This is a genomic window from Bradyrhizobium sp. USDA 4510, from assembly GCF_054059095.1.
The window spans coordinates 7,812,777-7,838,721 of the sequence record NZ_JBSSBT010000001.1 but is presented as its reverse complement, the minus strand read 5'-3'; the positions used below and the strand labels follow the sequence as shown (position 1 = coordinate 7,838,721).

Below are 25,945 nucleotides of genomic sequence, written 5' to 3'. Positions count from 1 at the left end.
CCTATGCAAATTTCGATGGAACAAAATCGCGGCGGCGCGAATCGGAGCCGACGCGCCGAATTTCCGCGCGCCAAATTTTCCGGTTCGGCCACCGGCTGCGGTCGGCAAAAAGCGCATGCGACAAGGCGGCACTCACGATGCCGTCATGTTGCACCTGCGCGATTGCTATGTTAGCAAAGCCGCGATTTTAACGGTCCCGGCACGTCCTGTGCCGGTCGAAAATCGAAGTCCCGCTTGAATTCCAAGGGCTTGGATCGCTAGGCGCTGCTTTGGTGGCGACGGTTTTTCCCTTGCGAATTTGACAGCAAAAAAGAGCGAGCTCGTGGCTGCTGAAGATCCGTCCGTTTCGGGAGTGTCCGGTCGTTACGCAACGGCCCTGTTCGAGTTGGCGCGCGACGAGCAATCCGTCGATCAAGTCCGGGCCGACCTCGACAAGTTCGAGGCCCTGCTCAACGAGAGCGCCGATCTCAAGCGCCTCGTCCGCAGTCCGGTGTTCGCGGCGGACGCCCAGCTGAAGGCGCTGACCGCGGTGCTCGACAAGGCCGGCATCGCCGGCACGTCGGCCAAGTTCCTCAAGGTGCTCACCGCCAATCGCCGGCTGTTCGCCGTTGCCGATGTGATCCGCGCCTATCGCGCGCTGGTGGCGAAGTTCAAGGGCGAGGCGACTGCGGAAGTCACCGTCGCCGAGCAGCTCAGTGACAAGAATCTCGACGCGCTGAAGGCCGCACTGAAATCAGTGACGGGCAAGGACGTCGCGCTCAACGTGAAGGTCGATCCCTCCATTATTGGTGGCCTGGTGGTCAAGCTCGGCAGCCGCATGGTGGATAGTTCGCTTCGCACCAAACTCAATTCGATCAAGAACGCGATGAAAGAGGCAGGCTGATGGACATCCGCGCCGCAGAAATTTCTGCGATCCTCAAGGACCAGATCAAGAATTTCGGCCAGGAAGCCGAGGTCACCGAAGTTGGCCAGGTGCTGTCGGTCGGTGACGGTATCGCCCGCGTCTACGGTCTCGACAACGTTCAGGCCGGTGAAATGGTCGAGTTCGAGAACGGCACGCGCGGCATGGCGCTCAACCTCGAAACCGACAACGTCGGTATCGTGATTTTCGGCGCCGACCGCGAGATCAAGGAAGGCCAGACCGTCAAGCGCACCCGCGCGATCGTGGACGCGCCGGTCGGCAAGGGCCTGCTCGGCCGCGTCGTCGACGCGCTCGGCAACCCGATCGACGGCAAGGGCCCGATCCAGGCCACCGAACGCAAGCGCGTCGACGTCAAGGCGCCCGGCATCATTCCGCGCAAGTCGGTGAACGAACCGATGGCCACCGGCCTCAAGGCGATCGATGCGCTGATCCCGATCGGCCGCGGCCAGCGCGAGCTGATCATCGGCGACCGTCAGACCGGCAAGACCGCGATCGCGCTCGACACCATCCTGAACCAGAAGCCGCTCAACGCCCAGCCGGACGAGAACCTCAAGCTGTATTGCGTCTACGTCGCAATCGGCCAGAAGCGCTCCACCGTCGCGCAGTTCGTCAAGGTGCTCGAAGAGCAGGGCGCGCTGGAATACTCGATCATCGTCGCGGCCACCGCGTCCGATCCGGCGCCGATGCAGTACATCGCGCCGTTCACCGCCTGCACCATGGGCGAGTACTTCCGCGACAACGGCATGCACGCCGTGATCATCTATGACGACTTGTCCAAGCAGGCCGTCGCTTATCGCCAGATGTCGCTGCTGCTGCGCCGCCCGCCGGGCCGCGAGGCCTATCCGGGCGACGTCTTCTACCTGCATTCCCGCCTGCTCGAGCGCGCCGCCAAGCTCAACAAGGAGCATGGTTTGGGCTCGCTGACGGCGCTGCCGGTCATCGAAACCCAGGCCAACGACGTGTCGGCCTACATTCCGACCAACGTGATTTCGATCACCGACGGCCAGATCTTCCTGGAAACCGATCTGTTCTTCCAGGGTATCCGTCCCGCCGTGAACGTCGGTCTGTCGGTGTCGCGCGTCGGTTCGTCGGCGCAGACCAAGGCGACCAAGAAGGTCGCCGGCAAGATCAAGGGTGAGCTCGCGCAGTACCGCGAAATGGCGGCGTTCGCGCAGTTCGGTTCGGACCTTGACGCTTCGACCCAGCGCCTGCTCAACCGCGGCTCGCGTCTGACCGAACTTCTGAAGCAGCCGCAATTCTCGCCGCTGAAGATGGAAGAGCAGGTCTGCGTGATCTGGGCCGGCACCAACGGCTATCTCGATCCGCTGCCGCTCAACAAGGTGAAGGCGTTCGAGGACGGTCTGCTGTCGCTGCTACGCGGCAAGAACGCCGACATCCTCGATGCGATCCGCACCAGCCGCGATCTGTCCGACGACACCGCCGCCAAGCTCAAGACGGCCGTCGAGGGCTTCGCCAAGACGTTTGCATAACGAATGGGGCGTCGCCCGGCTCGCCGCCGGGCGTGACGAACGGAGGCTTGCGATCTGACCATTGTGGTCGGATCGCCGGGGTGAACGAAGAATGGCGTCACTAAAAGACATGCGGGTCCGCATCGCCTCGACCAAGGCGACGCAGAAGATCACCAAGGCTATGCAGATGGTCGCAGCCTCGAAGCTGCGCCGCGCGCAGAACGCCGCCGAAGCGGCGCGGCCCTATGCCACCAAGATGGATGCGGTGATTTCCAACATCGCCGCGGCAGCCAACGGCACGCCCGGCGCGCCGGCGCTGCTTGCCGGCACCGGCAACGATCAGGTGCACCTGCTTCTGGTCTGCACCGGCGAACGCGGCCTGTCCGGCGCGTTCAACTCTGCCATCGTGCGCCTGGCGCGCGAGCGGGCGAACGCGCTGCTCGCGCAGGGCAAGGAAGTCAAATTCTTCTGCGTTGGCCGCAAGGGTTACGAGCAGCTGCGCCGGACCTTCGAGAAGCGCATCGTCGAGCACCTCGACCTGCGTTCGGTGCGCCAGATCGGCTTCGCCAATGCCGAGGACATCGCCAACAAGGTGCTGGCTCGGTTCGAGGCCGGCGAGTTCGATGTCTGCACATTGTTCTACTCGCGCTTCCAGTCGGTGATCGCGCAGATCCCGACCGCGCAGCAGATCATCCCGCTGGAGGTGGCTGAGCCCGCGGCCAATGCGGCGCCCTCCACGTCCTACGAATACGAGCCTGAAGAGGACCAGATCCTCGGCAGCCTTCTGCCGCGCAACCTCGCGGTGCAGATCTTCCGCGCGCTGCTCGAGAACAACGCCTCGTTCTATGGCGCGCAGATGAGCGCGATGGACAGCGCGACCCGCAATGCCGGCGAGATGATTCGCAAGCAAACCCTGATTTACAACAGAACCCGTCAGGCCCAGATCACGAAGGAGCTGATCGAGATCATCTCCGGCGCTGAGGCGGTCTAAGGCAGATTTTCGAAGGAGAACAGTCCATGGCTACAGCAGCCAATCAGATCGGTCGCGTTACCCAGGTCACGGGCGCCGTGGTCGACGTGCAGTTCGAAGGCCACCTTCCGGCGATTCTGAACGCACTCGAGACCAAGAACGGCGGCAACCGCCTGGTGCTCGAAGTCGCGCAGCATCTCGGCGAATCGACCGTCCGCACCATCGCGATGGACATCACCGAGGGCCTCGTGCGCGGCCAGGAAGTGACCGACACCGGCGAACCGATCCGGGTGCCGGTCGGCGAAGGCACGCTCGGCCGCATCATCAACGTCATCGGCGAGCCGATCGATGAAGCAGGCCCGATCAAGTCCGACGGCCTGCGCGCCATCCATCAAGAAGCGCCGACCTATACCGACCAGTCGACCGAAGCCGAAATTCTCGTCACCGGCATCAAGGTCGTCGACCTTCTTGCTCCGTATGCGAAGGGCGGCAAGATCGGCCTGTTCGGCGGCGCCGGCGTCGGCAAGACCGTGCTGATTCAGGAGCTCATCAACAACGTCGCGAAGGCGCACGGTGGTTACTCGGTGTTCGCCGGCGTCGGCGAGCGCACCCGCGAAGGCAATGACCTCTATCACGAGTTCATCGAATCGAAGGTCAACGCCGATCCGCACAACCCGGATCCGAGCGTGAAGTCGAAGTGCGCGCTGGTGTTCGGCCAGATGAACGAGCCGCCGGGCGCCCGCGCCCGCGTCGGTCTGACCGGTCTCACCGTTGCCGAGCACTTCCGCGACCAGGGCCAGGACGTGCTGTTCTTCGTCGACAACATCTTCCGCTTCACCCAGGCGGGCTCGGAAGTGTCGGCGCTCCTCGGCCGTATTCCTTCGGCGGTGGGTTATCAGCCGACGCTCGCGACCGACATGGGCGCGCTGCAGGAGCGCATCACCACCACCCAGAAGGGCTCGATCACCTCGGTGCAGGCGATCTACGTGCCGGCCGACGACTTGACCGACCCGGCGCCCGCCACCTCGTTCGCGCACTTGGACGCCACCACGGTGCTGTCGCGCGCGATCTCGGAAAAGGGCATCTATCCGGCGGTGGATCCGCTCGACTCGACCTCGCGCATGCTGTCGGCGCTCGTCGTCGGTGACGAGCACTACAACACCGCGCGCATGGTCCAGCAGATCCTGCAACGCTACAAGTCGCTGCAGGACATCATCGCCATTCTCGGCATGGACGAATTGTCGGAAGAGGACAAGCTGACGGTCGCCCGCGCCCGCAAGGTCGAGCGCTTCCTGTCGCAGCCGTTCCACGTCGCCGAAGTCTTCACCGGCTCGCCGGGCAAGTTCGTCGACCTCGCCGACACCATCAAGGGCTTCCGCGATCTCTGCCAGGGCAAGTACGACCATCTGCCGGAAGCGGCGTTCTACATGGTCGGTACCATCGAAGAAGCCGTCGAGAAGGGCAAGAAGCTGGCGGCCGAAGCCGCCTAAGCTTTGGGATGTCGTCATCGCCGGACCTGATCCGACGATCCATCGCACGTGAAGTATTTTGACTGATGGACCCGCGGGTCGAGCCCGCGGGTGACAGCGCAAAGAACGGAAAGACAATGGCCACCTTCCACTTCGATCTCGTCTCTCCCGAAAAGCTCGCCTTCTCCGGCGAGGTCGATCAGGTTGACGTCCCCGGCGTGGAGGGTGATTTCGGTGTGCTCGCCGGACACGCTCCGGTCATCGCCACGGTTCGTCCGGGCATCCTGACGATCACGACCGCCGGCAAGCGCGAGAAGGTGATCGTGCTCGGCGGCCTCGCCGAGGTCTCGGACAAGGGCCTCACCGTGCTCGCCGACGTCGCGACCGCGCTTGCGGACATCGATCGCGCGAAGTTCGCCGAGACGATCAACGAGATGCAGGAGAAGCTCGCCGAGAAGGAGGGCTCCGAGCTCGACCACGCGATCGAGCGGCTCGACCACTTCAAGAGCATCCAGCAAGAGCTCAACACGACGGCTATGCACTAGGGCGCGGTTGCCGACCGGCGATCGCGCCGCCATGTCGAGTGAGCCGACCCCTTAGTGGAATAGCTCACACTTTTTCGATCATCGCCTGAGAAGGCTTGAATAATTCAACGCTCGCCACGCCGTGGCGAGCGTTCAATGTTTATTGCGCGCGGGATCGTCTGGCGGCATTCTCCTCGGCATATCTGGGTTCGGGGGCCGCTACTCATGAAGCGTAAGGTCGCAGCAATCCTCGCGGCCGATATCGCAGGTCAGGGCCGATTGGTTGCCGACGATGAGGAAGCGACGCTGCGGCGGCTCGCCTCTTCTCGACAAGTCGCTTCTTCGCGGTCGGCCCGACCGAACGACCTGCAAATATGTGAAGCAGGTTACAGCAGGGATCGCGCACAAATGACAAGCTGCAGCGCGATGACGATACGGCCCGACCGCATCGCGATTTCATTCCTGACATAACGGACAAGCTGCCGTGCTGACCTTCACCACCGATGCTCTCCGCCCGCAGGACCGTTTCGAGCACTGGTGCGAGGTGCGCGGCAAGAGCCTGTTCGGGGTCACGATCGAGCTCGAGCGCGACAAGAGAGCCGATTTCCGCGGACACTTCTCGGCGACGACGGTGGGCAGTGCCGTGCTGGCGCAAATGTCGGCTTCCTCCTACCGCGTCAGCCGGACCGCATCCGACATCGCGCGCGTTCCGAGCAACAGCCTGCATCTCGCCTGGCAGGTGCGCGGCCCCGGCCACATGAATATCGGTCGCGATCGTGTCCAGTTCGTGCGCAACGGCGACCTGGTGTTCGGCCACTCCAATCTTCCGTTTGCCTCGACACCCGAACGGACCGACGGCTTTGACTTCTTCAGCCTCAAGATCCCGGTCACCGACGAGCTCGTGCTCGGCGCGCGGATCGAGGATGCGCCGCCGGTCGCGCTGGCGCGTGATGCGAGCCTGACCCGGCTTGTCGGCGCCATGTTCCGCTCGATGACGCGAGATCTCGCGCAAGCCGGGCAGTTCGCCGACGACGTTGCGCATATGGTGCGCCTGGCGCTGCTCGCGCGCGGACGCGTGCGGCCACGCCAGGACGAAATCCGTGCTGCGCTGCATGCGGGCTACCTTCATGCCGCCCGCGAAATTCTGTTCCGCGACCTGCATCGCGCCTCGCTCACGCCGGCCGTGGTTGCCGCCGAGCTCGGCATCTCACTGCGGCAATTGCATGCGCTGTTCGAGCCAACCGGCCTGTCATTTGCGCGGACGCTGACGGCGGCAAGGTTGAAGGCGGCGAGGCGCGCGCTCTACGCCATACGGGAGCGCAGCATCGACGAGATCGCGTTCTCGTGCGGCTTCGACAGCATCGCGACCTTCTATCGCGTCTTCCGTTCGACCTACGGCATGACACCGGGCGACGCGCGGCGCATACCGCCGCAGGATCAGCCGGCGAATTCCGCGAACCGGGTCGCGACCGCGCGATAGACGTTGCGGCGGAACGGCACCACGAGATCGGCAACGTGGTCGAGGCGCTCCCAGCGCCATTGATCGAATTCGGCGGGCTGGCCGTTGCGCGGCGTCAATGGATCGATCTCCTCGTCGCGTCCGGTGAAGCGCAGCGCAAACCATTTCTGCCGCTGGCCGCGGAACTTGGCGAGCCGGTGCGATGCCGGCCCGTCATAGGCGGGGAATTCGTAGGTCATCCAGTCGGTCTCGCCGAGATAGTCGGCGTTGACCGCCCCGGTCTCTTCCCACAATTCGCGCATCACGGCCTGGCCCGGATCCTCGCCGGCGTCGATGCCGCCCTGCGGCATCTGCCATTCGAGGCCGGGCAGCACGATCTCCGGACCGTCGTCCTTGATCCGGTGGCCGATCAGCACGCGTCCGTCGGCGTTGAACAGCGCGATGCCCACATTGGGGCGATAGGGCTTATCTGATGACATCTCGGTGGGTACGTCGCGCGTTGACCCGGTCGGCTACTTGGCCGCCAGACCGGCGAATTCCTTCACGACGCGCTCATAGACCGGACGCTTGAACGGCACAATCAGCTCCGGCAGATTCTTCATCGGCTCCCAGCGCCAGGTGATGAACTCGGCCTTGTGGCCGCCGCCCGGATTGGCGACGTTGATCTCGTTCTCATCGCCGGTGAAGCGTAACGCGAACCACTTTTGTCGCTGTCCGCGATAGCGGCCCTTCCAGGCGCGGCCGGCGACGGTGCGTGGGATATCATAGATCAGCCAGTCCGAGACCTCGCCGAGCTTCTCCACGGACTTGATGCTGGTCTCCTCATAGAGCTCGCGTCGCGCCGCCTGAAACGTATCCTCGCCGGGATCGACGCCGCCTTGCGGCATCTGCCAGACATGCGCGTCGTCGACATGCTCGATGCCGCCCGCGCGGCGTCCGATGAAGACCAGCCCCGCTGTATTCAGCAGCATGATGCCGACGCAGGTTCGATAGGGCAGGTCTTCATAACGTGCCATGCTGCCGCTACCTCGCACATTTTCTGGAGCCGCCCGACCCGGCCCCCCGGCAAGGTATCGAGCTGCACCAACGGATTGAATCTTTAGCCCGATTTTGATTTCAGCATCGCCGTTGTCAATGGCACAAGCATAATGCCCTTGGAGTCCAGTGTCTTGAGCCAGGCGCCGAGCCGCTCGATCGAGACCGGCAACGCCGAGGCGACGCCCACCGCCGTGCCGCGTTCCTTGGCGATGGTTTCCAGCTTGACCAGCGCGCGGTCGATTTCCGCCGACGTCGGCACCGCGTCGATGGCGAAATCGGCCTTGGCGAACGGCAATGACTGGCCCGCTGAGAGGGTCTGCGCGACGCTACGTGGGGTGGAACCGTCGTCGAAATAGCTCAGGCCGCGCTTGGCCGCTTCGCGGACGATGGGGTGCATCACGGGATCGGCCGCAACGAACCGGCCTCCCATGAAATTGGCTATCCCGGCATAGCCTTGCAGGCGGCTGAGGTGCCAATAGAAGCGGTCGAGGTTCTGCTCGCTGCTCAGCGTGGTCAGCAGGGTTTGCGGCCCGGGATCGTTGTCGGGATAGTCGAACGGCTCCATCGGGATCTGCAGCAGGATCTCGTGACGCTGGGTCCGGGCACGTTCCGCAAGCTTGCCCGGATCGGAGCCATAGGGCGTGAAGGCCAGCGTCACCGCCGGCGGCAGCTTCATGATGGCGTCGGTGGTCTTGGCGGCGCCGACGCCGAGGCCGGCGACCACAATGGCGACCACGGGCATCCGGGCGGCCTTGGCGCGGTCAGCCTCGGCCGCGTAGACCGTGAACGGCTTCAGGCCGTCGGTGACCACCGGGATCATGCCGTAGCGTGACTTTTCCAGCAGGCGCGGATCGATGCCAGTCATCGCAAGTGGCGGCGTATCGCCGTCGGCCTTGTCGGCCGGATCGCCGGCGCCGATCACCACGTCCTGGCGCTTGCCGTTGGAGCCGTCGATGATGGTGACGGTTCTCGCGTCACTGGCTGCGGCCGGGGCCTTGGCGGCGGATTTGGCCGCCGGTTCGGCCGCCGCCTGGGCGGCTGGAGCGTGCTTGTCGTCGTCGGCGGCGGGCGGGGGATTGCGCAGCGTGACACGGGCGATCGGCTCGCCCCCGAGCGGGTTGTCGTTGAACAGCGCGATGCCGACAAAGCCGACCAGCACGAGCCCGAGCAGCACGGCGAGCGCCTGCATCGCCGTGAATGGCAGGCGAAACCAGCGCGTCCTGCCCACGGTCGTCTGCCCAAGCGGCGTGCTCAGTTCGTCGGCCGCTTCTGCCATGACCCTCCCCGAATCAACAGCGCGAACGATAGCACGATGCGGTGCAATCCCGCGCGCCGGCCTGCCCGGCAAAGCACGGTTACGGGCGGACACCGAAAGCAGAAAGGGCGGCCCGCGGGCCGCCCTGTTCGCCGAATCGATCGGATTAAATCAGTTCGCGGCCTTGTTGCCCGGCTTGTCGACCGCGGCCTTGTCGCGCGCGGCCTCCGGCGCCGCTGGCGCGCTCGAGGTCGACTTGATGCCGTGCAGCAGGTCGTCGGCCATCTTCAGCGCCTTGTCGTCCTTGGCGTCCGGCGGGACGTAGGACTGCGAGCCGGTCTTCTCGTCGCCGTCGTTCTTGAGATGGCCGCGCAGCGAGGCTTCGCCCTTGGTGTCGGTGCGCGCCTTCAGCTCTTCCGGCACGTCCTGCAGCACCTCGATGTCGGGCACGATGCCCTTGGCCTGGATCGACTTGCCCGACGGCGTGTAGTAGCGCGCGGTGGTCAGGCGCAGCGCGCCATTGCCCGAGCCGAGCGGGATGATGGTCTGCACCGAGCCCTTGCCGAACGAACGGGTGCCGACCAGCGTCGCCCGCTTGTGGTCCTGCAGCGCGCCGGCGACGATTTCGGAGGCCGATGCCGAGCCGCCGTTGATCAGCACGATCACCGGCTTGCCCTTGGTCAGGTCGCCCGGATGGGCGGCGCGGCGCTGGGTTTCCTCGGCGTTGCGGCCGCGGGTCGAGACGATCTCGCCACGCTCCAGGAAGGAGTCGGACACCGTGACCGCTTCTTCGAGCAGGCCGCCGGGGTTGTTGCGGAGATCGATGACGTAGCCCTTCAGCTTGTCGCCGATCTGGCCCTGCAGATTGGTGATCTCCTTCTTCAGGCCTTCGGTGGTCTGCTCGTTGAAGGTGGTGATGCGGATATAGGCGATGTCATCGGCCTCGACGCGCGCACGCACCGAGCGGACGCGGATGTTGTCGCGCACCAGCGTGACGTCGATCGGATTGTCCTGGCCCTTGCGGATGATCTTGAGCTTGATCTTGGTGTTGACCGGACCGCGCATCTTCTCGACGGCCTGGTTCAGCGTCAGACCCTGCACCGCCTCGTCGTCGAGGGTCGTGATGATGTCGTTGGCCATGATGCCGGCCTTCGAGGCCGGGGTGTCGTCGATCGGCGAGACGACCTTGATCAGGCCGTCTTCCATCGTGACCTCGATGCCGAGGCCGCCGAACTCGCCGCGGGTCTGCACCTGCATGTCGCGGAAGCTCTTGGCGTCCATGTAGCTCGAGTGCGGGTCGAGGCCGGTCAGCATGCCGGAGATCGCGGATTCGACCAGCTTGCTGTCATCGGGCTTCTCGACATAGTCGCTGCGCACCCGCTCGAACACGTCGCCGAACAGATTGAGCTGGCGATAGGTGTCCGACGTCGCGGCGCGCGCGCTCGATCCCATCAGCACAGCGCGGGGCTGCGTAACGAAAAGCGTCAGGGCCGCGCCGGTGGCGGCGCTAAGGAGAATTACCGAAGTCTTGCGCATCATCCGCGAACCTTTTCGCCTTCATTTGCGGCCCACCATGGACCTGGATCGATTGGAGTGCCGTCTTTCCGGAACTCAACATAGAGCACTGGCTGGCTCGCATTTGTCGCGAGAATGGATGCAACTTGGGACGTCGACCCCATGGTCGCAACCGGCTCCCCCGTAAGTACAAACTGGCCGATGTTTACCGAAATACGCTCCATCCCGGCGATCAGGACATGATACCCGCCCCCGGCATTGAGGATCAAGAGTTGTCCATAGCTACGGAAAGGACCAGCGTAAACAACCCAGCCGTCACACGGGGTTGTGACCTGCGCGCCCGGCTTGGCTGCCAAAGAAATGCCTTTTTGTACGCCCCCCGCGCCGTCGGAACCGCCAAATTCGCGAATCTTGGTGCCATTCACGGGATAGGAGAACAGGCCCTTGGCCGAGGCGAAAGCGACCGCCGGGCTCATGCGGGCCGGGTCCTTGAGCGCCCCCAGATTCGGCTTGCCGTTAACCGTCGCCGGCGCTCCCTGGAGGCTGGCGGTGGCGGCGGCCTTGGCCGCGCTCTTGAGATCCTGCTCCATCTTGGCGATCAGGGTCTGCAGATTGTCGGCCTGCTTCGACAGCGCGATGGCACGGGCGCCTTCGGCCTCCATGTCCTTTTCGGCCGCGCTCTGCTGCCGTTGCCGTTCGTCGACCAGCGCCGCCAGCCGGGTCTGGTCTTCCTTCAGCTTGTCGCGGTCGGCCGCCAGCGCGTCGCGCTCGGTCGAGATGGTCTTGCGCAGCGCCACCAGCTCGCCGAGATCGGCCGCAAGCTTCTCGGCGCGGACGCGCAACTCCGGCACCACGGCGCCGAGCAGCATTGCGGTGCGCAGCGATTGCAGCGCGTCCTCGGGCCGCACCAGCAGCGCCGGCGGCGTGCGTCGCCCGGCGCGCTGCAGCGCGGCCAGCACCTCGATCACCTCGGAGCGGCGTGAATCGAGCGAGGCGCGGATTTCGCGCTCACGGCCGTCGAGCGGCTGCAGGCGTGCCTCGGCGTCAGCGATCCGCGTCTCGACGCCGCGGACCTGGCCGGCAATATCGATCAGCTGCTGATTGAGCTTGCTGCGGTCCTGGCCGATCGCGGCGATGTCGGCCTTCAGCTTCTCCTGCAGCTCGGTCGCCTTGCGCTGCTGCTCGCGCGCGGCCTCGAGTTCCTGTTCGCGCTGCTTGATCTCATCGGGCGACGGCTCCGCGGTTGCGGCCTGCTGCGCCGGCGGCGCAGATTGCTGCGCTGGTGGTGTCGCTTGCGCGTGCGCCGCGGCCAGCGGATAGGCGGCGAACATCGCGATCGACAGCGGCAGCGATGCCGGCAGCCGGCGGCGGCGCGCGGTGCCGGCATGCGAAGCCGAATACGAAGCTGTGTCCCGCTTGTGCTGCATTCGCGTGAGTTCAGTGGTTTCGACTGTCCGTCACCACGCCTTACGCGCGATGATAGGGGTGGCCGGCCAAAATGGTTGCGGCGCGATAAATCTGTTCCAGAAGCATGACGCGGACCATTTGATGCGGCCAGGTCGCGGAGCCGAATGCAATTCGCAACAAAGCCTTGCGCTGCAATTCAGGCGAAAGTCCGTCTGCGCCGCCGATCACGAAGACAGTATGTGCTGTTCCCTCGTCGCGCCAGCGGCCGAGCTGCCGGGCAAAGGTCGCACTGTCGATGCTCTTGCCGCGTTCGTCGAGGGCGACCAGCGCGTGCTTCTCAGGCAGCAATGCGGAGATCGCCGCAGCCTCCTCGGCAATGCGCGCGGCGGTGTCGCGCGCGCGGCTTTCCGCGATCTCGTGGATGTCGAGGCCGCGAAACCCGAGCTTGCGGCCGATATCCTCGAAGCGCTCGCGGTAACGCTCGGCGAGCTCCCGTTCAGGGCCCTGTTTCAGACGGCCGATGCAGATCACGACAAGGCGCATCAACGCAGACTAGCTGCGCTGCAGCCGATTCGCATCGGCTTCGAACCCCCTTAGACCGCCGCGACCGCCGGGTTCTGAGTCCACAACCGCTCGAGGTTGTAGAACTCGCGCACCTCAGGCCTGAACACGTGCACGATCACCTCGCCGGAATCGATCAGCACCCAGTCGCAATTGGGCAAGCCCTCGACATGGATGTTCTTGACCCCGTTCTCCTTGAGGCTCTTCGTCACATTTTCCGCGATCGCGCCAACGTGCCGGTTAACCCGGCCGGTGGTGACGATCATGTAGTCGGAATATGCGGATTTGCCCCGAAGGTCGATGGTGACCGTCTCTTCCGCCTTCATGTCCTCGAGGCGGGAGAGGATCAGGCTCAGCGTCTTGTTGGCATCCGGTTTGTCGGCGTCCGGTTGCGCCTGCAAGGCCGCGGTTTTCGTCGATGTTTTACGCGCAGTCTTTGGAACCTTGGGTAAAACAGACTTTGACAATACAGATGTGGCCAGGGACCATTCCTTTCACTGTATCGCGGGTGCCGAATCCTCGGCCCCACGCGCCATACTACGCATGTGGGGTTAATGGTTTCAATATTCCAGTAACCCTTTTGCGCTTCATGCCGTTCTCCAGCTCCCGTCCGGGTTCCGAAGTCCGGTCGAAGACAAATTGGATTTCATTCCTGTCAGGAACACCCAGGCCGGCGCCTGCTGGTCGGCCAGCCGTGTCGCCTGATTTTCGGGCATGCGATAGCGCGCGAGCGCCTGCGCCGCCGGTGCGGCAAGGGCGCGGAAGCTTTGGGGCGGACGGTCGATCACGGCAATCGGCACATCGGACGCGATGCGCCGCCAATCTTTCCAGCGATGAAATTGCGCGAGATTGTCAGCGCCCATGATCCAGACGAAGTGCACGCCGGAGACACGGCGGCGCAAGTGGATGATCGTGTCCACAGTGTAGCTGACGCCAATGACAGCTTCGAGACAGCTGATGTCGATGCGCGGATCATCGGCAACGCGGCGCGCGGCCTCGGCGCGCTCGGCAAGCGCATGCAGGCCGTCATGGTTCTTCAGCGGGTTGCCCGGCGTCAGCAGCCACCACACGCGGTCGAGCTGCAGGCGCTTGAGCGCAAACAGGCTGATGGCGCGATGCGCGGCGTGCGGCGGATTGAACGAGCCGCCAAGCAGCCCGATGCGCATGCCGTTGGTATAGAACGGAAGCGCCTGGGCTGCGGATAACGACACGCTCGATGCTTGCTGCAATGGCTTACCGTGCGCGTGCGACAATGATCACGGCCGCGTCTGCCCGGTGCCGTGGACGCGGTACTTGAAGCTCGTCAGCTGCTCGGCGCCAACAGGCCCGCGGGCGTGGAATTTGCCGGTAGCAATTCCGATCTCAGCGCCGAAGCCGAACTCGCCGCCGTCGGCGAACTGGGTCGAGGCGTTGTGCAGCACGATCGCCGAATCGACTTCGTTGAGAAACCTTTGCGCGGCAGCGGCATCCTCCGTCACGATCGCATCGGTGTGATGCGAGCCGTGATTTTGAATATGCGTAATCGCTTCATCGAGACCGTCGACGATCCTCGCCGAGATGATCGCGTCCTCGTATTCGGTGTCCCAGTCCTCGTCGGATGCGGGCTTCACCCTGGCATCGACGCCCTGCACGGCGTCGTCGCCGCGCACCTCGCAACCGGCATCGATCAACAGCTCGACCAGCGGTTTCAGCTGCGTCGCGGCAGCGGTGCGATCGACCAGCAGGGTCTCGACGGCGCCGCAGACGCCGGGACGGCGCATCTTGGCGTTCAGCACGACCGCCTTGGCCATATCGAGCCTGGCGCTGGCGTCGACGTAAATGTGGTTGACGCCCTCGAGATGCGCGAACACCGGAACGCGCGCCTCCGCCTCGACACGTGCGACCAGGCTCTTGCCGCCGCGCGGCACGATCACATCGATGCCGCCGTTCAATCCCGTCAGCATCAGGCCGACTGCCGCGCGGTCACGGGTCGGCACCAGGGTAATCGCGGCCTCGGGCAGGCCGGCCTCACGCAGGCCCTGCACCAGGCAGGCATGGATCGCGCGGCAGGAGCGGAAACTGTCCGAGCCGCCGCGCAGGATCACGGCGTTGCCGGACTTCAGGCACAGCACACCGGCGTCGGCGGCGACATTGGGCCGGCTCTCGAAGATCACGCCGATGACGCCGAGCGGCACGCGGACGCGTTCGATGGTCATGCCGTTCGGCCGCTGCCAGCTTTCGGTGACGGCGCCGACCGGATCGATGATCTCACGCACGGTCGCAACGCCATCGGCCATGCCGGCAACGCGCGCCTGGGTCAGCGTCAGGCGGTCGACGAAGGCGGAGGTCATGCCGCTCGCGCGCGCCTCGGCGACATCCTCGGCATTGGCGGCGAGGATGGCCGGCGCGTCGGCGCGGATCGCGCGCTCGATCGCGGCGAGCGCCCGGTCCTTCTGCTCCGGCGGCGCCAGCGCCAGCACGCGCGCCGCGGCGCGCGCCTTGGCGGCGAGGTCGGTCATCAGGGCAGTAAGATCGGCGTTGCCGTCGATCGCCTTCAGGGGGGCGCTCATGAAACTACCAGCTTTGGACTAAGGCCATGTTCTAGCATGGCAATTGAAGGGTGGCGAGGCGCGGAACCGGCATGGCAGGTGGGCGGCAGGCCGCCCCGCTCGGCCAATGGCCTATCCAGTGGCTTATTTGGGCGGGATCGCCCCGGCCGGGCCGATCACGAGGTCGTCGCGATGGATCATCTCGGACCGGCCGCTGATGCCCAGAATGGTCATCACGTCGGGCGAGGAGCGGCCCATGATCTTCTCGGCGTTCTCGGCGTCGTATGCGACCAGGCCGCGGCCGATCTCGTGGGTGTCGGGGCCGCGCACCACCACGGCATCGCCGCGGGCGAACTGGCCGTCGACCCGGATCACGCCAGCCGGCAACAGGCTCTTGCCGGCGCGCAGCGCCGCGACCGCGCCGGCATCGATGGTCAAGGTGCCCTTTGGCTCGAGTGAGCCCGCGATCCAGCGTTTGCGCGCGGTGACGGGATTGGCGGGGGTCAGGAACCAGGTGCAGCGGCCGCCGTCGGCGATCGCAGCGAGCGGATGCTCGATCTTGCCGGAGGCGATCAGCATGTGGGTGCCGGCCGTGGTCGCGATCTTCGCGGCCTCGATCTTGGTGGTCATGCCGCCGCGCGACAATTCGGACCCGGCCGAGCCGGCCATCCCCTCGATCTCCGAGGTGATGCTTTCGACCACCGGGATCAGCTTGGCGTCGGGATCGAGCGCGGGCGGCGCGGTGTAGAGGCCGTCGATATCGGACAGCAGGATCAGAAGATCCGCGCTCGCCATGGTGGCGACGCGGGCGGCGAGGCGATCATTGTCGCCATAGCGGATCTCGGTGGTCGCGACCGTGTCATTCTCGTTGATCACGGGCACCGCGCCCCATTCCAGCAGCTTTGCGATCGTCGAGCGCGCGTTGAGATAGCGGCGGCGCTCTTCGGTGTCCTGCAGCGTCACCAGAATCTGCCCGGCGCCGATGCCGTGATGGCCGAGCACCTCCGACCAGATTCGCGCCAGCGCGATCTGGCCGACCGCTGCGGCAGCCTGGCTCTCTTCGAGCTTCAGCGGGCCGCGCGGCAGCTTCAGGCGGCTGCGGCCGAGCGCGATCGAGCCCGACGACACCACCATGACCTCGCAGCCTCGTTTGTGCAGCTTTGCGATGTCCTCGACCAGCGCGGCGAGCCAGGACGCGCGCACTTCGCCGGCCTGCGAGTCGACCAGCAGCGATGAGCCGACCTTGACGACGATGCGGCGAAAGTTCTTGAGCGCGGGGCGTTTCATGGATTCGGTCTGGCAGGAAGGTGGAAGCAATAGACGCCACAATGTGGCTTGGGAAGTCCAGGCGTTGCGCGGCTTGTGCCGTTCAACCCTGCGGCACCGGCGTCGCCCACGGCTCCGCCTGGCCACCCTTGGCCTTGTTGGACACCGGCGCCTCGCCGATCACCTCGACCAGCGCGCGCAGCGCATCCTGCACGCCTTCGCCGGTCGCGCCTGACAGCAACAGCGGCGTCTTCTTCGCCGCCCGCTTGAGGCGGTCCTTCTGCTTCTTCAGTTCGTCGGGCGCGACGGCGTCGATCTTGTTGAGCGCGACGATCTCGATCTTGTCGGCGAGATGGCCCTCATAGGCTTCGAGCTCGGTGCGCACCGTCTTGTAGGCCTTGCCGGCATGCTCGCAGGTCGCGTCGACCAGATGCAGCAGCACGCGGCAGCGCTCGACGTGACCGAGGAAGCGGTCGCCGAGCCCGGCGCCTTCATGCGCGCCCTCGATCAGGCCGGGGATGTCGGCGAGCACGAATTCGCGGCCGCCGAAATTCACCACGCCAAGCTGCGGATGCAGCGTGGTGAAGGGATAGTCGGCGATCTTCGGCCGTGCCGCGCTGACCACCGACAAGAAGGTCGATTTGCCGGCGTTGGGCAGGCCGACCAGCCCGGCATCGGCGATCAGCTTCAGCCGCAGCCAGATCCAGCGCTCTTCGCCGGGCGCGCCGGGATTGGCGTTGCGCGGCGCGCGGTTGGTGGAGGATTTGAAATGCGCGTTGCCGAAGCCGCCATTGCCGCCTTCAGCCAGCACGAATTTCTCGCCGAGTTCGGTGAAGTCGTGCAGCAGGGTCTCGCGGTCCTCGTCGAACACCTGGGTGCCGACCGGCACTTTCAGCACGATCGGCTTGCCGTTGGCGCCATGGCGGTCCTTGCCCATGCCATTGGTGCCCTTCTGTGCCTTGAAGTGCTGCTGGTAGCGGTAATCGATCAGCGTGTTCAGTCCGTCGACGGACTCGATGATGACGTCACCGCCGCGACCGCCATTGCCGCCGGAGGGACCGCCGAACTCGATGAACTTCTCGCGCCGGAACGCGACGCAGCCGTTGCCGCCGTCGCCCGAGCGAATATAGACCTTGGCTTCATCGAGGAATTTCATGATTTTCACTAGTTAGGGCAGGGTGGCCGCGGCGGCAACCCGGAAAGGCCCTGACTTCAGCGAAAAGCCTTAATTTTCGGGCCTTTTTACGGCCCTTGCGGCTAACTCGGCCGCCGCCGGACCAGGAATTTCTGCATCCCCTCCAGCACCAGCTCGCGGCGCTGGTTGTGCACGGTCGAGCGCAGCGTCACGACGCCGGTGGTCTTGCCCGGCGACAGCTCGATCACCTCCAGCGCGGGGTAGATGGTATCGCCGGCATAGACCGGTTTCAGGAACTTGCTCGATTGCTCGAGGAAGCCGATCAGCGACTCCTCCACGACATAGGGGAACAATCCCGCGCCGGGCGCGGTGTGCACCAGGGTCTGGAAGCCGTGCGCGAGCAAATCAGGCATGCCGCGCGCGCGGCAATATTCGACGTCGTAATGGATCGGATGGGTGTCGCCGCTGGCGGTCTGGAACGCCGCGAACACCGCCGAGGTCTGGGTCCGGCTCGGAATCACGAAGCGCTCGCCGAGCACGAAATCCTCGAACCAGCGCTGCGCGGGGACCATGCGATGCTGGGTGGGGTCGAAGTCGCTCATGCGGCGTTTCCTGCTCATTTTGTTGCCGGGATCAGCTACCGGTATCGCAGCGGCGCAGGTGCGGCAATCCGTTCAATTCGTCATGCCCGGGCTTGTCCCGGGCATCCACGTCTTTAAAACCGGACGACTCGGGAACAAAAGCGCAAGTCTGCTCATGAGCCTGTTCGCAAAGCTGTCCTCCTACGACGACCGATCGGCGCGGCTCGCCGGCATCGGGTTGATGCTGCTGTCGATCTTCATGTTCTCGTTCGGCGATGCGATGGGCAAATTCATCGTCGCCACCTATTCGGTCGGGCAATTGCTGTGGCTGCGCGCCTGTGCGGCGCTGCTCGTGCTGCTGCCGATCGTGTGGCAGCGGCGCGCGGATTTTCTGCATCTGGAACGCCCGTGGCTGCAATTGCTGCGCGTCACGCTGTCGACGGTGGAGGTTGCGGCGTTCTTCCTGGCGACCGTCTATCTGCCGCTCGCCGACGTCATCACCTACTATCTGGCCGGACCGATCTTCGTCACCGCGATGTCGGGCCTCGTGCTCGGCGAGCATATCGGCTGGCGGCGCTGGACCGCGATCCTGGTCGGCTTCTGCGGGGTGTTGATCGCGCTTCGGCCGTCGGCGCAGACCATCAGCTGGCCGGCGATGATCGCGCTTGGCGGCAGCCTGTCGTTTGCAGTGCTGATGCTGATCACGCGCTCGCTGCGCGCGACCCCCGATATCGTGCTGGCGACGTCGCAATTCGGCGGCACCTTCATCCTGGGCCTCGTGCTCTCGCCGTTCGGCTGGGTGACGCCGTCAGCCGGCAGCCTCGTGCTGTTCTTCACCGCCGGCATCATCTCGGTCGCGGCGCTGCTTTGCGTCAATCGTTCGCTGAAGCTCGCGCCGGCGAGCGTGGTGGTGCCGTACCAGTATTCGATGATCGTCTGGGCGGTGATCTTCGGCTTCGTGGTGTTCGGCGACGTGCCGTCCTGGGCCACGATCATCGGCGCCGCTATTATCATCGCGGCCGGCCTCTACATCTTCGTGCGCGAGCAACAGCTTGGACGCCCGGACTCCGCGGTGAATCCGCCGGCGTGATGTTTACCCTCCCCTGGAGGGGGAGGGTCGACGCGAATGCAATGAGCGGCGGGGTGGGGTGAAGGTCTCTCCTCATCCAACGGTGCCCGAGTGGAGAGATCACCCCACCCCGTTGCGCCTTCCGCTGCGCTTCAGCAACGACCCTCCCCCTCCAGGGGAGGGTGAAGCCAAAAGTCTCAGCTCTCCCGCCGGGTCGAGTTGTTCCAGCGCTTCAGCGACGTCCAGACACCGCGTGACAGGCGGAAGCAGTCGACCGGGCTCGAGGAGCCCAGCGCCTCGAAGCGGTGCAGCTCGACGCCGCCCCACTGGAAGCCGCACTTCTCGAGGATATTGCGCGACGACGGATTGACGACGCGGGCGCCCGAGATCAGCTGGTCGAGATCGAACTCCTCGAAGAAGTAATCGATCACCGCGCGCGCAGCCTCGGTGCCGAAGCCCTGGCCCCAATAGTCGACGCCGAGCCAGTAGCCGAGTTCGGCCGATGTCTCCTCGCGCCAGTCGATGCCGACCATGCCGATCGGCGTGTGATTGTTCTCGATCAGGAAAACGGTTTCGCGCCCGCCGGCGCCGAGCGCGCGCACGAAGTCGATGGCGTCGTCCTGGGTATAGGGATGCGGCAGGCGGCGGGTGTTCTCCGCGATGCGGCGGTCATTGGCGAGGCGTGCGATTGCTTTTACGTCCGCGAGCGTCGGCTTGCGCAATGTCAGCCGTTCTGTCTCGAGGACGCAAGCTCTTGCCTCGCGCAAGGTCGGCGTCGGGATGTCCTGCAACATGTCGAGCTCCTGTGATGCGAAAAATCGGTACGCAACGCTTGGAACGTCACGCGCGGTCGAAGTGGAACGCGCGCAACAAAAAGGGGAGGCCGGTCATCCCGCCTCCCCTTGGAGCCCTTTGCGACTCCGCCGGTTCAACAGGACCCGGCGGACTCATGTGTGTCCACCGTCTACTCGGCCGCCTCTGCCATCGGAATAACCGATACGAATGTGCGGCCGTTGGCTTTGGCACGGAACTCGACATGACCCTCGACCTTGGCGAAGAGAGTATGATCGGTGCCCATGCCGACATTAAGGCCAGGATGCCAGGTGGTGCCGCGCTGACGCGCGATGATGTTTCCGGGGATCACGCGCTCGCCACCGAACGCCTTGATGCCAAGGCGCTTGCCCTTGGAATCACGCCCGTTGCGCGATGAACCGCCTGCTTTTTTGTGAGCCATGGCTCGTCTCCGACTTCGCTTTGATCTCTAGATCAATTCCTTGACGGAATCATTTCACGTTTTGTCACGCTTCACATCTGAAAGCGCGACGATCACTTCTTCTTAAGCCTTGGCCGCGGCCTTCTTGGCCGGAGCCTTCTTGGCGGCCGGCGCCTTTGCGGGCGCCTTCTTCTTGGCCGCCTTTGGCGCTGCATCCTCGCCATCGGCGGGCGCTGCGACCTTTTCCTTCTTCGGCCGCGGGCCGACGGTCGGCTTGGCGTTATCGGCGAGGATCTCGGTGATGCGAAGCACCGTGAGCTCGTCGCGATAGCCGCGCTTGCGGCGTGAATTCTTGCGGCGACGCTTCTTGAACGCGATCACCTTGGCGCCGCGCTTGTGCTGCAGCACTTCGGCTGCAACGGACGCGCCTGCGACGGTGGGCGTTCCCAGCACCGGCGTGTCACCGCCGAGCACCAGAACTTCGCCAAGCTGCACGATCGTGCCGACATCGCCGGCGATCTTGCCTATCTCGAGTACATCATTCGGAACGACACGGTATTGCCGGCCGCCGGTTTTGATGACTGCGAACATCGTTTGATTCCTTCGTGTTCGATCCCGGCCTCGGACGATTCGCCCGGGTCGGCTTTTTGTTCAGTCGCTATGGGTTGCGTGTCTCGTGCGAAGGGAATGAATTCCCAAATGGTCCGCACAAAAACGATCGGCGCGAGAAATCCCCGCGCCGGACGGGGGGACTTATAGCCGCAAACGACCGAGAGTCAAGGTAAAGCAGGGCAAAAACCGGCCAAAAATGAAGGGTTTGGCATGGTTTTGGCCGAGATTGGCGGCTCAAGCCTGCGCCTGGGCCGCGATCCTCGCGTGGCGTCGGATGGTCTGGGGCGGCTGGCCCAGCACCCGCAAGAACGCCCGCCGCATCCGTTCGCGGTCGGCAAAGCCGGTCTCTACGGCAATTTCGTCCATCGAATGGCGGCCGTCACCGATCAATTCGCGCGCCGCCTCGACCCTAAGATGCTCGATCGCCTTGGCCGGTGACTGGCCGGTCTCTGAACGGAAGGCGCGGCTGAACTGGCGCGGGCTGAGCCGTGCGACGGCGGCCAACTCCTCGACCGAGAGCTCGTTGCGCAGATGCGCCTTGGCGTAATTGAGCGCGTTCTGGATACGATCGGATTTCGGGTCGAGCTCGAGCAGCGCCGAAAACTGCGACTGTCCGCCGGTGCGGCGGTGATAGACGACGAGCTTGCGCGCCACCGAACGGGCGACCTCGACGCCGAGGTCATGCTCGACCATCGCCAGCGCCAGATCGATCGTCGCGGTCATGCCGGCCGAGGTCCAGATCGGCCCGTCGACGATGTAGATGCGGTCCTGCTCGACTTTCAGCTTGGGAAAGCGCGCCTGCAGCTCGGCGGCGTATTGCCAATGCGTGGAGACGCGCCGGCCGTCGAGCAGGCCGGCTTCGGCGAGCGAGAAGGCGCCGACGCAGGGCGCGGCGATGCGCTGTGACGCCGTCAGGGCGCGGCGAACATAGTCGGTCAGCTTCGGTGACGCTGGATGCAGCTCGGTGCCCGCGCCGACGAACAGCGTGTCGAAGCTGCGCGCGCTGAACGCTTCGGTCTCGACATTGAAGCCCGCGGATGACCGCACCGGGCCGCCATTCTCGGACAGCAGTGTGACCCGGTAGAAATTTTCACCCGCCACCAGATTGGCGATCTCGAAGGCGGTGATGGCGGTGAAGCCCATCACCTGGAATCCCGGGAAGACGACGAAGCCGATCTCCTGCATGGAACCCTCCAGCCACGATACGTGTCCTAAAAAGGTGTATATATGACATTTGAGACATGCAAGGGGGCCTGTAGAACCTGAACAGCGGCCAAAACCGGCCGTTCGGGTCAAACAGGAGACCAACATGACCAAGTCAGCCAAAGGAACGGCGCTCGTTACCGGTGCGTCGTCCGGAATCGGTGCCATCTACGCGGACCGGCTCGCACGGCGTGGCTACGATCTGATCCTCGTCGCACGCAACCGCGAGCGCCTCGATGGGCTTGCCAGGCGTCTGTTGGCGGAGACGGGCCGATCGATCGAGATCGTTGCCGCCGACCTCGGCAAGCGCGGCGACGTGTCACGGATCGAATCCATTCTGCGCAGCAATACCGGCATCAGCGTGCTGGTGAACAATGCGGGCGTCGGTGCGACCGCGCCGCTGCTCGCGTCCGATGTCGACAAGATGAGCGACTTGATCGCGCTCAATGTCGACGCGCTGATGCGCCTGACCTATGCGGCGGTGCCGGGATTCGTCGCGCGCGGCGGCACCATCGTCAACATCGCCTCGGTGGTCGGCGTCGCGCCGGAGATGCTCAACGGCGTCTACGGCGGCAGCAAGGCTTTCGTCCTCGCCTTGACGCAATCGTTGCAGCACGAGCTCAAGGACAAGAACATCCGGGTCCAGGCGGTGTTGCCGGGCGCCACCGCGACCGAATTCTGGGGCGTGGCCGGTACGCCGGTCGAGCATCTGCCCGGCGAGATCGTGATGAAGGCCGAGGACATGGTCGACGCCGCGCTCGCCGGTCTCGACCAGGGCGAAGTCATCACCGTGCCGTCGCTGCCGGAGGCTGCCGATTGGCAGGCCTATGAGGCGGCCCGCCAGAAGCTGATGCCGAACCTGTCGCGCAGCACGCCTGCGGCGCGCTACGGGCTGAAGGCCGCCTGACGCCCCTGCGAAAATTGCGTCCCGCGCCTGGCCAGACGGCGCAGCGCGGGACGCAACCATTTGAGTTCCCGGCCGTTACAGCATGATCCGGAAAAGTGTGAAGCGGTTTTCCGAAAAGATCATGCTCAAGAAATAGTTCTGGGACCCTCAAGCGGGCAGGCACGGGCAAATGGCCGAAGACGCTGGATTGACCACGGGCATCGCGCACCACGGTGCCGCGCGGTTGCCGTCTGTCGACATCGACAGCTTCAACATCGAGCTGAAGGACGACGAGGGCTTTCTCGGCGATCGCGCCTCGAAGGGCGCGTTCCGCAAGATCCTCGACCGCTGGCGCAAGCCGCTGCGCAAATCGGACGAGGATCCGTTCGGCGACGAGCCGTCGGACAAGATCAGCAAGAAGAAGCTCGATGAGCTGTTGGTCGGCGACGACACCGAGGCCTCGGCGGTCGTGCACAGCGCCATCGAGGAGTTTGCGCAGGAGCTCGCCCATGTGACGCGGCGCTTCCTCAACACCAAGGCCTGGGCCAAGACCGAGCGCATCGTGGTCGGCGGCGGCTTCCGCGACTCCAGGCTCGGCGAACTCGCCATCGCACGCACCGAGATCATCCTGAAGTCGGAGGATTTCAAGGTCGATTTGCTGCCGATCCGCTTTCACCCCGACGATGCCGGCCTGATCGGCACGCTGCATCTGGCGCCATCGTGGATTTTCGAGGCCCATGACGGCGTCCTCGCCGTTGACATCGGCGGCACCAATATCCGCTGCGGCGTGGTCGAGTCGCGCTGGAAGAAGGCGCCCGATCTCTCCAAGGCGGCGGTCTGGAAATCGGAGCTGTGGCGCCACGCCGATGACGAGCCGACGCGCGAGGGCGCGGTGAAGCGGCTGGTGAAGATGCTGAAGGAGTTGATTGCCGCCGCCGAGAAGGAGAATCTCAAGCTCGCGCCGTTCATCGGCATCGCCTGTCCCGGCGTCATCAATGAGGACGGATCGATCGAAAAGGGCGCGCAGAACCTGCCCGGCAATTGGGAGAGCAGCAAATTCAACTTGCCGGCGAGCCTGGTCGAGGCGATCCCGCAGATCGGCGATCATGACACCGCGGTCGTGATGCACAATGACGGCGTGGTGCAGGGGCTGGCCGAGGTCCCGTTCATGCAGGATGTCGCGCGCTGGGGCGTGCTGACGATCGGAACCGGGCTTGGCAATGCCCGCTACACCAATCGCAAGCGGGAGAACGGCAAGGACGACAAGAAGGCCGAGAAGAAAGACAAGGATGACGAGAGCGAAAAGAGCGAGAAAAAGGCCAAAAAAGCCAGGAAAGCCGACGCCTGAGCCGTGCGGGCTGCAGCGATCGTGCGCGCTCCATCCGGGCTACGGTCTGCCTTCTCCTTCCCCCTGAAAGGGGGAAGGTCGGGATGGGGGTCGGCCGCAGGCGATGCTGTTTGCGGAGAGAGCAGATCTCCACCCGCTTTGCTCTGGCGAGCAAAGCGACCTCCCCTTTTCAAGGGGAGGTAAGCATGCGTAGCCCGGATGCAGCCAACGGGTCGCGCGAATGCGCGCCCGATGACAGGCTCCGCGAAATCCGGGGCACCTCCATCCGCAGATCCAGCGGCCGCGGATTACGCACGGTAAGGTTGATCGGTTAGGTTAAGATCGGGTTCGCGTTGCCGTTTCGACGTCGGTCGCTACCGTGGACCGTGTCGCTCCCGCCGACCGGCGAAGCCGCACTTCCCGGCCAGCAATATTAAGAAGCGGCACGGGACCGCCAGTTTTTGTCGCGTCCTGGCGGTCCCACCACTTCTACTTCCAATTGATCCGCCCGAAGAAGCCGGCGATCTCGGCGGCCGCGCGGTCGGGGTCCTCGCGATGCGGGAAATGCCCGACATCGGGAAACATCCCAAGGTCCAGATTGGAGAAGGTCTCGCCTAATCGGTCGGTCCAGGCATAGGGAAACAGCGGATCGTGCTCGGCCCAGCGAATGCAGGTCGGAACAGTGATCGGCGGCAGCGCCGGGGCTTCGCCCTGCATCATCTTCACGCGCGCCGCATGCGACGCGCGATAATGCGCAAAGCCGCCGGCGAGATTGCCGGGCTTGAAGAAGTTGTCGGCGAAGTCCTCGATCACGTCGTCGAACGCAGCCTTGCGGTGCGACCAGTTGTGCAGGAAATGGCCGATATAGGTGCGGCAGCTGTCTCTGTTGGCGCCGACCAGCGCCGGCGCCATCTCCATCTGGTGGAACGACTGGTACCAGATGTGGTTCAGCCGGTCGGGCGCGGCCATCCGCGGCCCGATGCCGGGATAGACGAAATCGAAGAAAAACAATCCGGCGATGCGCTCGGGCGCCTTGCGGGCGAGGGGCTGCATCACGGCGCCACCGACGTCGTGGCCAACCACGCCGGCCTTGTCGATCCCGAGCGCGTCCAGCAGCGCCAGCATGTCGTCGGTATGCTGATCGGGGCCATAGGGGCCTTCGGGCTTGTCGCTGTCGCCGAAGCCGCGCAGGTCGGGGGCGATCAGGGTGTAGCGGCCGGCGAGGCGCGCCATGACAGGCTTCCAGGTCAGCCAGAACTCCGGCCAGCCGTGCAACAGCAGCAGCGGCTTGCCCGTCCCGGTCCGCGCGACGTGGAACGCCGCGCCATTGGCTCGAATCGTCACATGCTCCATGGCCCGCTCCTGCTCCGGCTGGTTCGCTCGCGCGCCGATCGAGCCAGAACCGTTCTGCTAGCGCTTTGTTTCCGCGCGCTTTCTCCGGCCGTCCTGGTGCTTTGGTGGCGCGAGGCACGGGTGACGGAAATATTATTGCAGCGCCTTGTCTGGCCCGCCATCCTCGCCTAGAACACGCCCCGA

General features: G+C 64.9%; 27 protein-coding genes. 10 read left to right on the top strand and 17 right to left on the bottom strand.

The genetic code is table 11. The features are described 5' to 3' along the window. Positions 1 to 322: 322 nt before the first annotated feature. The 7 genes from ACVMDN_RS36410 to ACVMDN_RS36380 all read left to right on the top strand — a co-directional run bounded on the left by ACVMDN_RS36410 (position 323) and on the right by ACVMDN_RS36380 (position 6,834). Positions 323 to 883: a F0F1 ATP synthase subunit delta gene (locus ACVMDN_RS36410; RefSeq protein WP_028340805.1), complete on the top strand. Its 561-nt coding sequence runs from the start codon at positions 323 to 325 to the stop codon at positions 881 to 883. After that, on the top strand, positions 883 to 2,412 hold the full coding sequence (atpA, locus tag ACVMDN_RS36405; protein WP_028340804.1) for a F0F1 ATP synthase subunit alpha: 1,530 nt from the start codon (positions 883 to 885) through the stop codon (positions 2,410 to 2,412). Before ACVMDN_RS36410 ends, atpA begins: the two co-directional genes overlap by 1 nt. A 91-nt stretch (positions 2,413 to 2,503) precedes the next feature. After that, positions 2,504 to 3,382, top strand: a complete 879-nt coding sequence (locus ACVMDN_RS36400; protein WP_076834620.1) for a F0F1 ATP synthase subunit gamma — start codon at positions 2,504 to 2,506, stop codon at positions 3,380 to 3,382. Positions 3,383 to 3,408: 26 nt separating this feature from the next. Next, positions 3,409 to 4,851: a F0F1 ATP synthase subunit beta gene (atpD, locus tag ACVMDN_RS36395; protein ID WP_016843821.1), complete on the top strand. Its 1,443-nt coding sequence runs from the start codon at positions 3,409 to 3,411 to the stop codon at positions 4,849 to 4,851. Positions 4,852 to 4,967: 116 nt separating this feature from the next. Further along, positions 4,968 to 5,375, top strand: a complete 408-nt coding sequence (locus ACVMDN_RS36390) for a F0F1 ATP synthase subunit epsilon (RefSeq protein WP_028336321.1) — start codon at positions 4,968 to 4,970, stop codon at positions 5,373 to 5,375. Between the two features lie 204 nt (positions 5,376 to 5,579). Continuing rightward, positions 5,580 to 5,825, top strand: a complete 246-nt coding sequence (locus tag ACVMDN_RS36385; protein ID WP_141342851.1) for a hypothetical protein — start codon at positions 5,580 to 5,582, stop codon at positions 5,823 to 5,825. A 13-nt stretch (positions 5,826 to 5,838) separates the two neighbouring features. Next, on the top strand, positions 5,839 to 6,834 hold the full coding sequence (locus ACVMDN_RS36380; protein WP_076834617.1) for a helix-turn-helix domain-containing protein: 996 nt from the start codon (positions 5,839 to 5,841) through the stop codon (positions 6,832 to 6,834). Here the strand turns inward: ACVMDN_RS36380 and ACVMDN_RS36375 are convergent. From ACVMDN_RS36375 to ACVMDN_RS36320, 12 genes are all read right to left on the bottom strand, one after another. Further along, a complete protein-coding gene (locus ACVMDN_RS36375) occupies positions 6,792 to 7,292 on the bottom strand; it encodes an RNA pyrophosphohydrolase (RefSeq protein ID WP_076834615.1) in 501 nt (166 codons plus the stop codon). The genes ACVMDN_RS36380 and ACVMDN_RS36375 overlap by 43 nt on opposite strands. Before the next feature lie 33 nt (positions 7,293 to 7,325). Continuing rightward, positions 7,326 to 7,829 carry an RNA pyrophosphohydrolase gene (locus ACVMDN_RS36370; protein ID WP_016843816.1) on the bottom strand — a complete coding sequence of 168 codons (504 nt, stop codon included), beginning with the start codon at positions 7,827 to 7,829 and terminating at the stop codon, positions 7,326 to 7,328. An 83-nt stretch (positions 7,830 to 7,912) separates the two neighbouring features. Beyond that, entirely contained in the window at positions 7,913 to 9,127 is a 1,215-nt protein-coding gene (locus ACVMDN_RS36365; protein WP_057020913.1) for a divergent polysaccharide deacetylase family protein, read from the bottom strand. 150 nt (positions 9,128 to 9,277) lie between these two features. Continuing rightward, positions 9,278 to 10,645, bottom strand: coding sequence for a S41 family peptidase (locus ACVMDN_RS36360; RefSeq protein ID WP_057020912.1), 1,368 nt, complete (start codon positions 10,643 to 10,645; stop codon positions 9,278 to 9,280). Further along, complete coding sequence (locus ACVMDN_RS36355; protein WP_083715231.1) at positions 10,642 to 12,048, bottom strand: murein hydrolase activator EnvC family protein; 1,407 nt, start codon at positions 12,046 to 12,048, stop codon at positions 10,642 to 10,644. Before ACVMDN_RS36355 ends, ACVMDN_RS36360 begins: the two co-directional genes overlap by 4 nt. A gap of 40 nt (positions 12,049 to 12,088) precedes the next feature. Further along, on the bottom strand, positions 12,089 to 12,571 hold the full coding sequence (rlmH, locus tag ACVMDN_RS36350; protein ID WP_076834612.1) for a 23S rRNA (pseudouridine(1915)-N(3))-methyltransferase RlmH: 483 nt from the start codon (positions 12,569 to 12,571) through the stop codon (positions 12,089 to 12,091). A gap of 50 nt (positions 12,572 to 12,621) precedes the next feature. Next, positions 12,622 to 12,990, bottom strand: coding sequence for a ribosome silencing factor (gene rsfS / locus ACVMDN_RS36345; protein WP_016847840.1), 369 nt, complete (start codon positions 12,988 to 12,990; stop codon positions 12,622 to 12,624). A gap of 186 nt (positions 12,991 to 13,176) precedes the next feature. Continuing rightward, positions 13,177 to 13,800: a nicotinate-nucleotide adenylyltransferase gene (locus ACVMDN_RS36340; protein ID WP_080583350.1), complete on the bottom strand. Its 624-nt coding sequence runs from the start codon at positions 13,798 to 13,800 to the stop codon at positions 13,177 to 13,179. A 45-nt stretch (positions 13,801 to 13,845) separates the two neighbouring features. Beyond that, the gene (locus ACVMDN_RS36335; RefSeq protein ID WP_076834611.1) at positions 13,846 to 15,138 is read right to left on the bottom strand and encodes a glutamate-5-semialdehyde dehydrogenase; all 1,293 of its coding nucleotides are present in this window, start codon (positions 15,136 to 15,138) and stop codon (positions 13,846 to 13,848) included. Positions 15,139 to 15,261: 123 nt separating this feature from the next. Continuing rightward, positions 15,262 to 16,404, bottom strand: coding sequence for a glutamate 5-kinase (proB, locus tag ACVMDN_RS36330; RefSeq protein WP_076834609.1), 1,143 nt, complete (start codon positions 16,402 to 16,404; stop codon positions 15,262 to 15,264). Positions 16,405 to 16,486: 82 nt separating this feature from the next. Continuing rightward, on the bottom strand, positions 16,487 to 17,539 hold the full coding sequence (gene obgE, locus ACVMDN_RS36325; RefSeq protein WP_016847844.1) for a GTPase ObgE: 1,053 nt from the start codon (positions 17,537 to 17,539) through the stop codon (positions 16,487 to 16,489). 101 nt (positions 17,540 to 17,640) lie between these two features. Continuing rightward, the gene (locus ACVMDN_RS36320; RefSeq protein WP_076834607.1) at positions 17,641 to 18,120 is read right to left on the bottom strand and encodes a MaoC family dehydratase; all 480 of its coding nucleotides are present in this window, start codon (positions 18,118 to 18,120) and stop codon (positions 17,641 to 17,643) included. Between the two features lie 154 nt (positions 18,121 to 18,274). On the opposite strand from ACVMDN_RS36320, the gene ACVMDN_RS36315 reads away from it, so the two are divergent. Further along, positions 18,275 to 19,189 carry a DMT family transporter gene (locus ACVMDN_RS36315; RefSeq protein ID WP_016847846.1) on the top strand — a complete coding sequence of 305 codons (915 nt, stop codon included), beginning with the start codon at positions 18,275 to 18,277 and terminating at the stop codon, positions 19,187 to 19,189. A gap of 176 nt (positions 19,190 to 19,365) precedes the next feature. Here the strand turns inward: ACVMDN_RS36315 and ACVMDN_RS36310 are convergent, their stop codons facing one another. The 4 genes from ACVMDN_RS36310 to ACVMDN_RS36295 all read right to left on the bottom strand — a co-directional run bounded on the left by ACVMDN_RS36310 (position 19,366) and on the right by ACVMDN_RS36295 (position 22,178). Next, entirely contained in the window at positions 19,366 to 19,962 is a 597-nt protein-coding gene (locus tag ACVMDN_RS36310) for a GNAT family N-acetyltransferase (RefSeq protein ID WP_028336336.1), read from the bottom strand. Between the two features lie 170 nt (positions 19,963 to 20,132). Further along, a complete protein-coding gene (gene rpmA, locus ACVMDN_RS36305; protein ID WP_016847848.1) occupies positions 20,133 to 20,402 on the bottom strand; it encodes a 50S ribosomal protein L27 in 270 nt (89 codons plus the stop codon). A 102-nt stretch (positions 20,403 to 20,504) separates the two neighbouring features. After that, a complete protein-coding gene (gene rplU / locus ACVMDN_RS36300; RefSeq protein ID WP_016847849.1) occupies positions 20,505 to 20,972 on the bottom strand; it encodes a 50S ribosomal protein L21 in 468 nt (155 codons plus the stop codon). A 255-nt stretch (positions 20,973 to 21,227) separates the two neighbouring features. After that, positions 21,228 to 22,178 carry a GlxA family transcriptional regulator gene (locus ACVMDN_RS36295; RefSeq protein ID WP_057020904.1) on the bottom strand — a complete coding sequence of 317 codons (951 nt, stop codon included), beginning with the start codon at positions 22,176 to 22,178 and terminating at the stop codon, positions 21,228 to 21,230. A 124-nt stretch (positions 22,179 to 22,302) separates the two neighbouring features. On the opposite strand from ACVMDN_RS36295, the gene ACVMDN_RS36290 reads away from it, so the two are divergent. Together ACVMDN_RS36290 and ACVMDN_RS36285 are read left to right on the top strand one after the other, a co-directional pair. Next, complete coding sequence (locus ACVMDN_RS36290; RefSeq protein ID WP_456835848.1) at positions 22,303 to 23,103, top strand: SDR family NAD(P)-dependent oxidoreductase; 801 nt, start codon at positions 22,303 to 22,305, stop codon at positions 23,101 to 23,103. Positions 23,104 to 23,272: 169 nt separating this feature from the next. Beyond that, positions 23,273 to 24,430 (top strand): ROK family protein, encoded by a 1,158-nt coding sequence (locus ACVMDN_RS36285; protein WP_076834604.1) that lies wholly within the window; start codon positions 23,273 to 23,275, stop codon positions 24,428 to 24,430. 468 nt (positions 24,431 to 24,898) lie between these two features. On the opposite strand, the gene ACVMDN_RS36280 is transcribed toward ACVMDN_RS36285, so the two are convergent. Beyond that, positions 24,899 to 25,762, bottom strand: a complete 864-nt coding sequence (locus tag ACVMDN_RS36280) for an alpha/beta fold hydrolase (RefSeq protein WP_076834602.1) — start codon at positions 25,760 to 25,762, stop codon at positions 24,899 to 24,901. Between the last annotated feature and the right edge of the window lie 183 nt (positions 25,763 to 25,945).

What these genes read in the sequence shown, in the direction of transcription:
- atpA (WP_028340804.1), top strand. Translation starts at nt 883, where the DNA reads ATGGACATCCGCGCCGCAGAAATTTCTGCGATCCTCAAGGACCAGATC.
- ACVMDN_RS36400 (WP_076834620.1), top strand. Translation starts at nt 2,504, where the DNA reads ATGGCGTCACTAAAAGACATGCGGGTCCGCATCGCCTCGACCAAGGCG.
- atpD (WP_016843821.1), top strand. Translation starts at nt 3,409, where the DNA reads ATGGCTACAGCAGCCAATCAGATCGGTCGCGTTACCCAGGTCACGGGC.
- ACVMDN_RS36390 (WP_028336321.1), top strand. Translation starts at nt 4,968, where the DNA reads ATGGCCACCTTCCACTTCGATCTCGTCTCTCCCGAAAAGCTCGCCTTC.
- ACVMDN_RS36385 (WP_141342851.1), top strand. Translation starts at nt 5,580, where the DNA reads ATGAAGCGTAAGGTCGCAGCAATCCTCGCGGCCGATATCGCAGGTCAG.
- ACVMDN_RS36375 (WP_076834615.1), bottom strand. Translation starts at nt 7,292, where the DNA reads ATGTCATCAGATAAGCCCTATCGCCCCAATGTGGGCATCGCGCTGTTC.
- ACVMDN_RS36370 (WP_016843816.1), bottom strand. Translation starts at nt 7,829, where the DNA reads ATGGCACGTTATGAAGACCTGCCCTATCGAACCTGCGTCGGCATCATG.
- ACVMDN_RS36365 (WP_057020913.1), bottom strand. Translation starts at nt 9,127, where the DNA reads ATGGCAGAAGCGGCCGACGAACTGAGCACGCCGCTTGGGCAGACGACC.
- ACVMDN_RS36360 (WP_057020912.1), bottom strand. Translation starts at nt 10,645, where the DNA reads ATGATGCGCAAGACTTCGGTAATTCTCCTTAGCGCCGCCACCGGCGCG.
- ACVMDN_RS36355 (WP_083715231.1), bottom strand. Translation starts at nt 12,048, where the DNA reads ATGCAGCACAAGCGGGACACAGCTTCGTATTCGGCTTCGCATGCCGGC.
- rlmH (WP_076834612.1), bottom strand. Translation starts at nt 12,571, where the DNA reads ATGCGCCTTGTCGTGATCTGCATCGGCCGTCTGAAACAGGGCCCTGAA.
- ACVMDN_RS36335 (WP_076834611.1), bottom strand. Translation starts at nt 15,138, where the DNA reads ATGAGCGCCCCCCTGAAGGCGATCGACGGCAACGCCGATCTTACTGCC.
- proB (WP_076834609.1), bottom strand. Translation starts at nt 16,404, where the DNA reads ATGAAACGCCCCGCGCTCAAGAACTTTCGCCGCATCGTCGTCAAGGTC.
- obgE (WP_016847844.1), bottom strand. Translation starts at nt 17,539, where the DNA reads ATGAAATTCCTCGATGAAGCCAAGGTCTATATTCGCTCGGGCGACGGC.
- ACVMDN_RS36320 (WP_076834607.1), bottom strand. Translation starts at nt 18,120, where the DNA reads ATGAGCGACTTCGACCCCACCCAGCATCGCATGGTCCCCGCGCAGCGC.
- ACVMDN_RS36315 (WP_016847846.1), top strand. Translation starts at nt 18,275, where the DNA reads ATGAGCCTGTTCGCAAAGCTGTCCTCCTACGACGACCGATCGGCGCGG.
- ACVMDN_RS36310 (WP_028336336.1), bottom strand. Translation starts at nt 19,962, where the DNA reads ATGTTGCAGGACATCCCGACGCCGACCTTGCGCGAGGCAAGAGCTTGC.
- rpmA (WP_016847848.1), bottom strand. Translation starts at nt 20,402, where the DNA reads ATGGCTCACAAAAAAGCAGGCGGTTCATCGCGCAACGGGCGTGATTCC.
- rplU (WP_016847849.1), bottom strand. Translation starts at nt 20,972, where the DNA reads ATGTTCGCAGTCATCAAAACCGGCGGCCGGCAATACCGTGTCGTTCCG.
- ACVMDN_RS36295 (WP_057020904.1), bottom strand. Translation starts at nt 22,178, where the DNA reads ATGCAGGAGATCGGCTTCGTCGTCTTCCCGGGATTCCAGGTGATGGGC.
- ACVMDN_RS36290 (WP_456835848.1), top strand. Translation starts at nt 22,303, where the DNA reads ATGACCAAGTCAGCCAAAGGAACGGCGCTCGTTACCGGTGCGTCGTCC.
- ACVMDN_RS36285 (WP_076834604.1), top strand. Translation starts at nt 23,273, where the DNA reads ATGGCCGAAGACGCTGGATTGACCACGGGCATCGCGCACCACGGTGCC.
- ACVMDN_RS36280 (WP_076834602.1), bottom strand. Translation starts at nt 25,762, where the DNA reads ATGGAGCATGTGACGATTCGAGCCAATGGCGCGGCGTTCCACGTCGCG.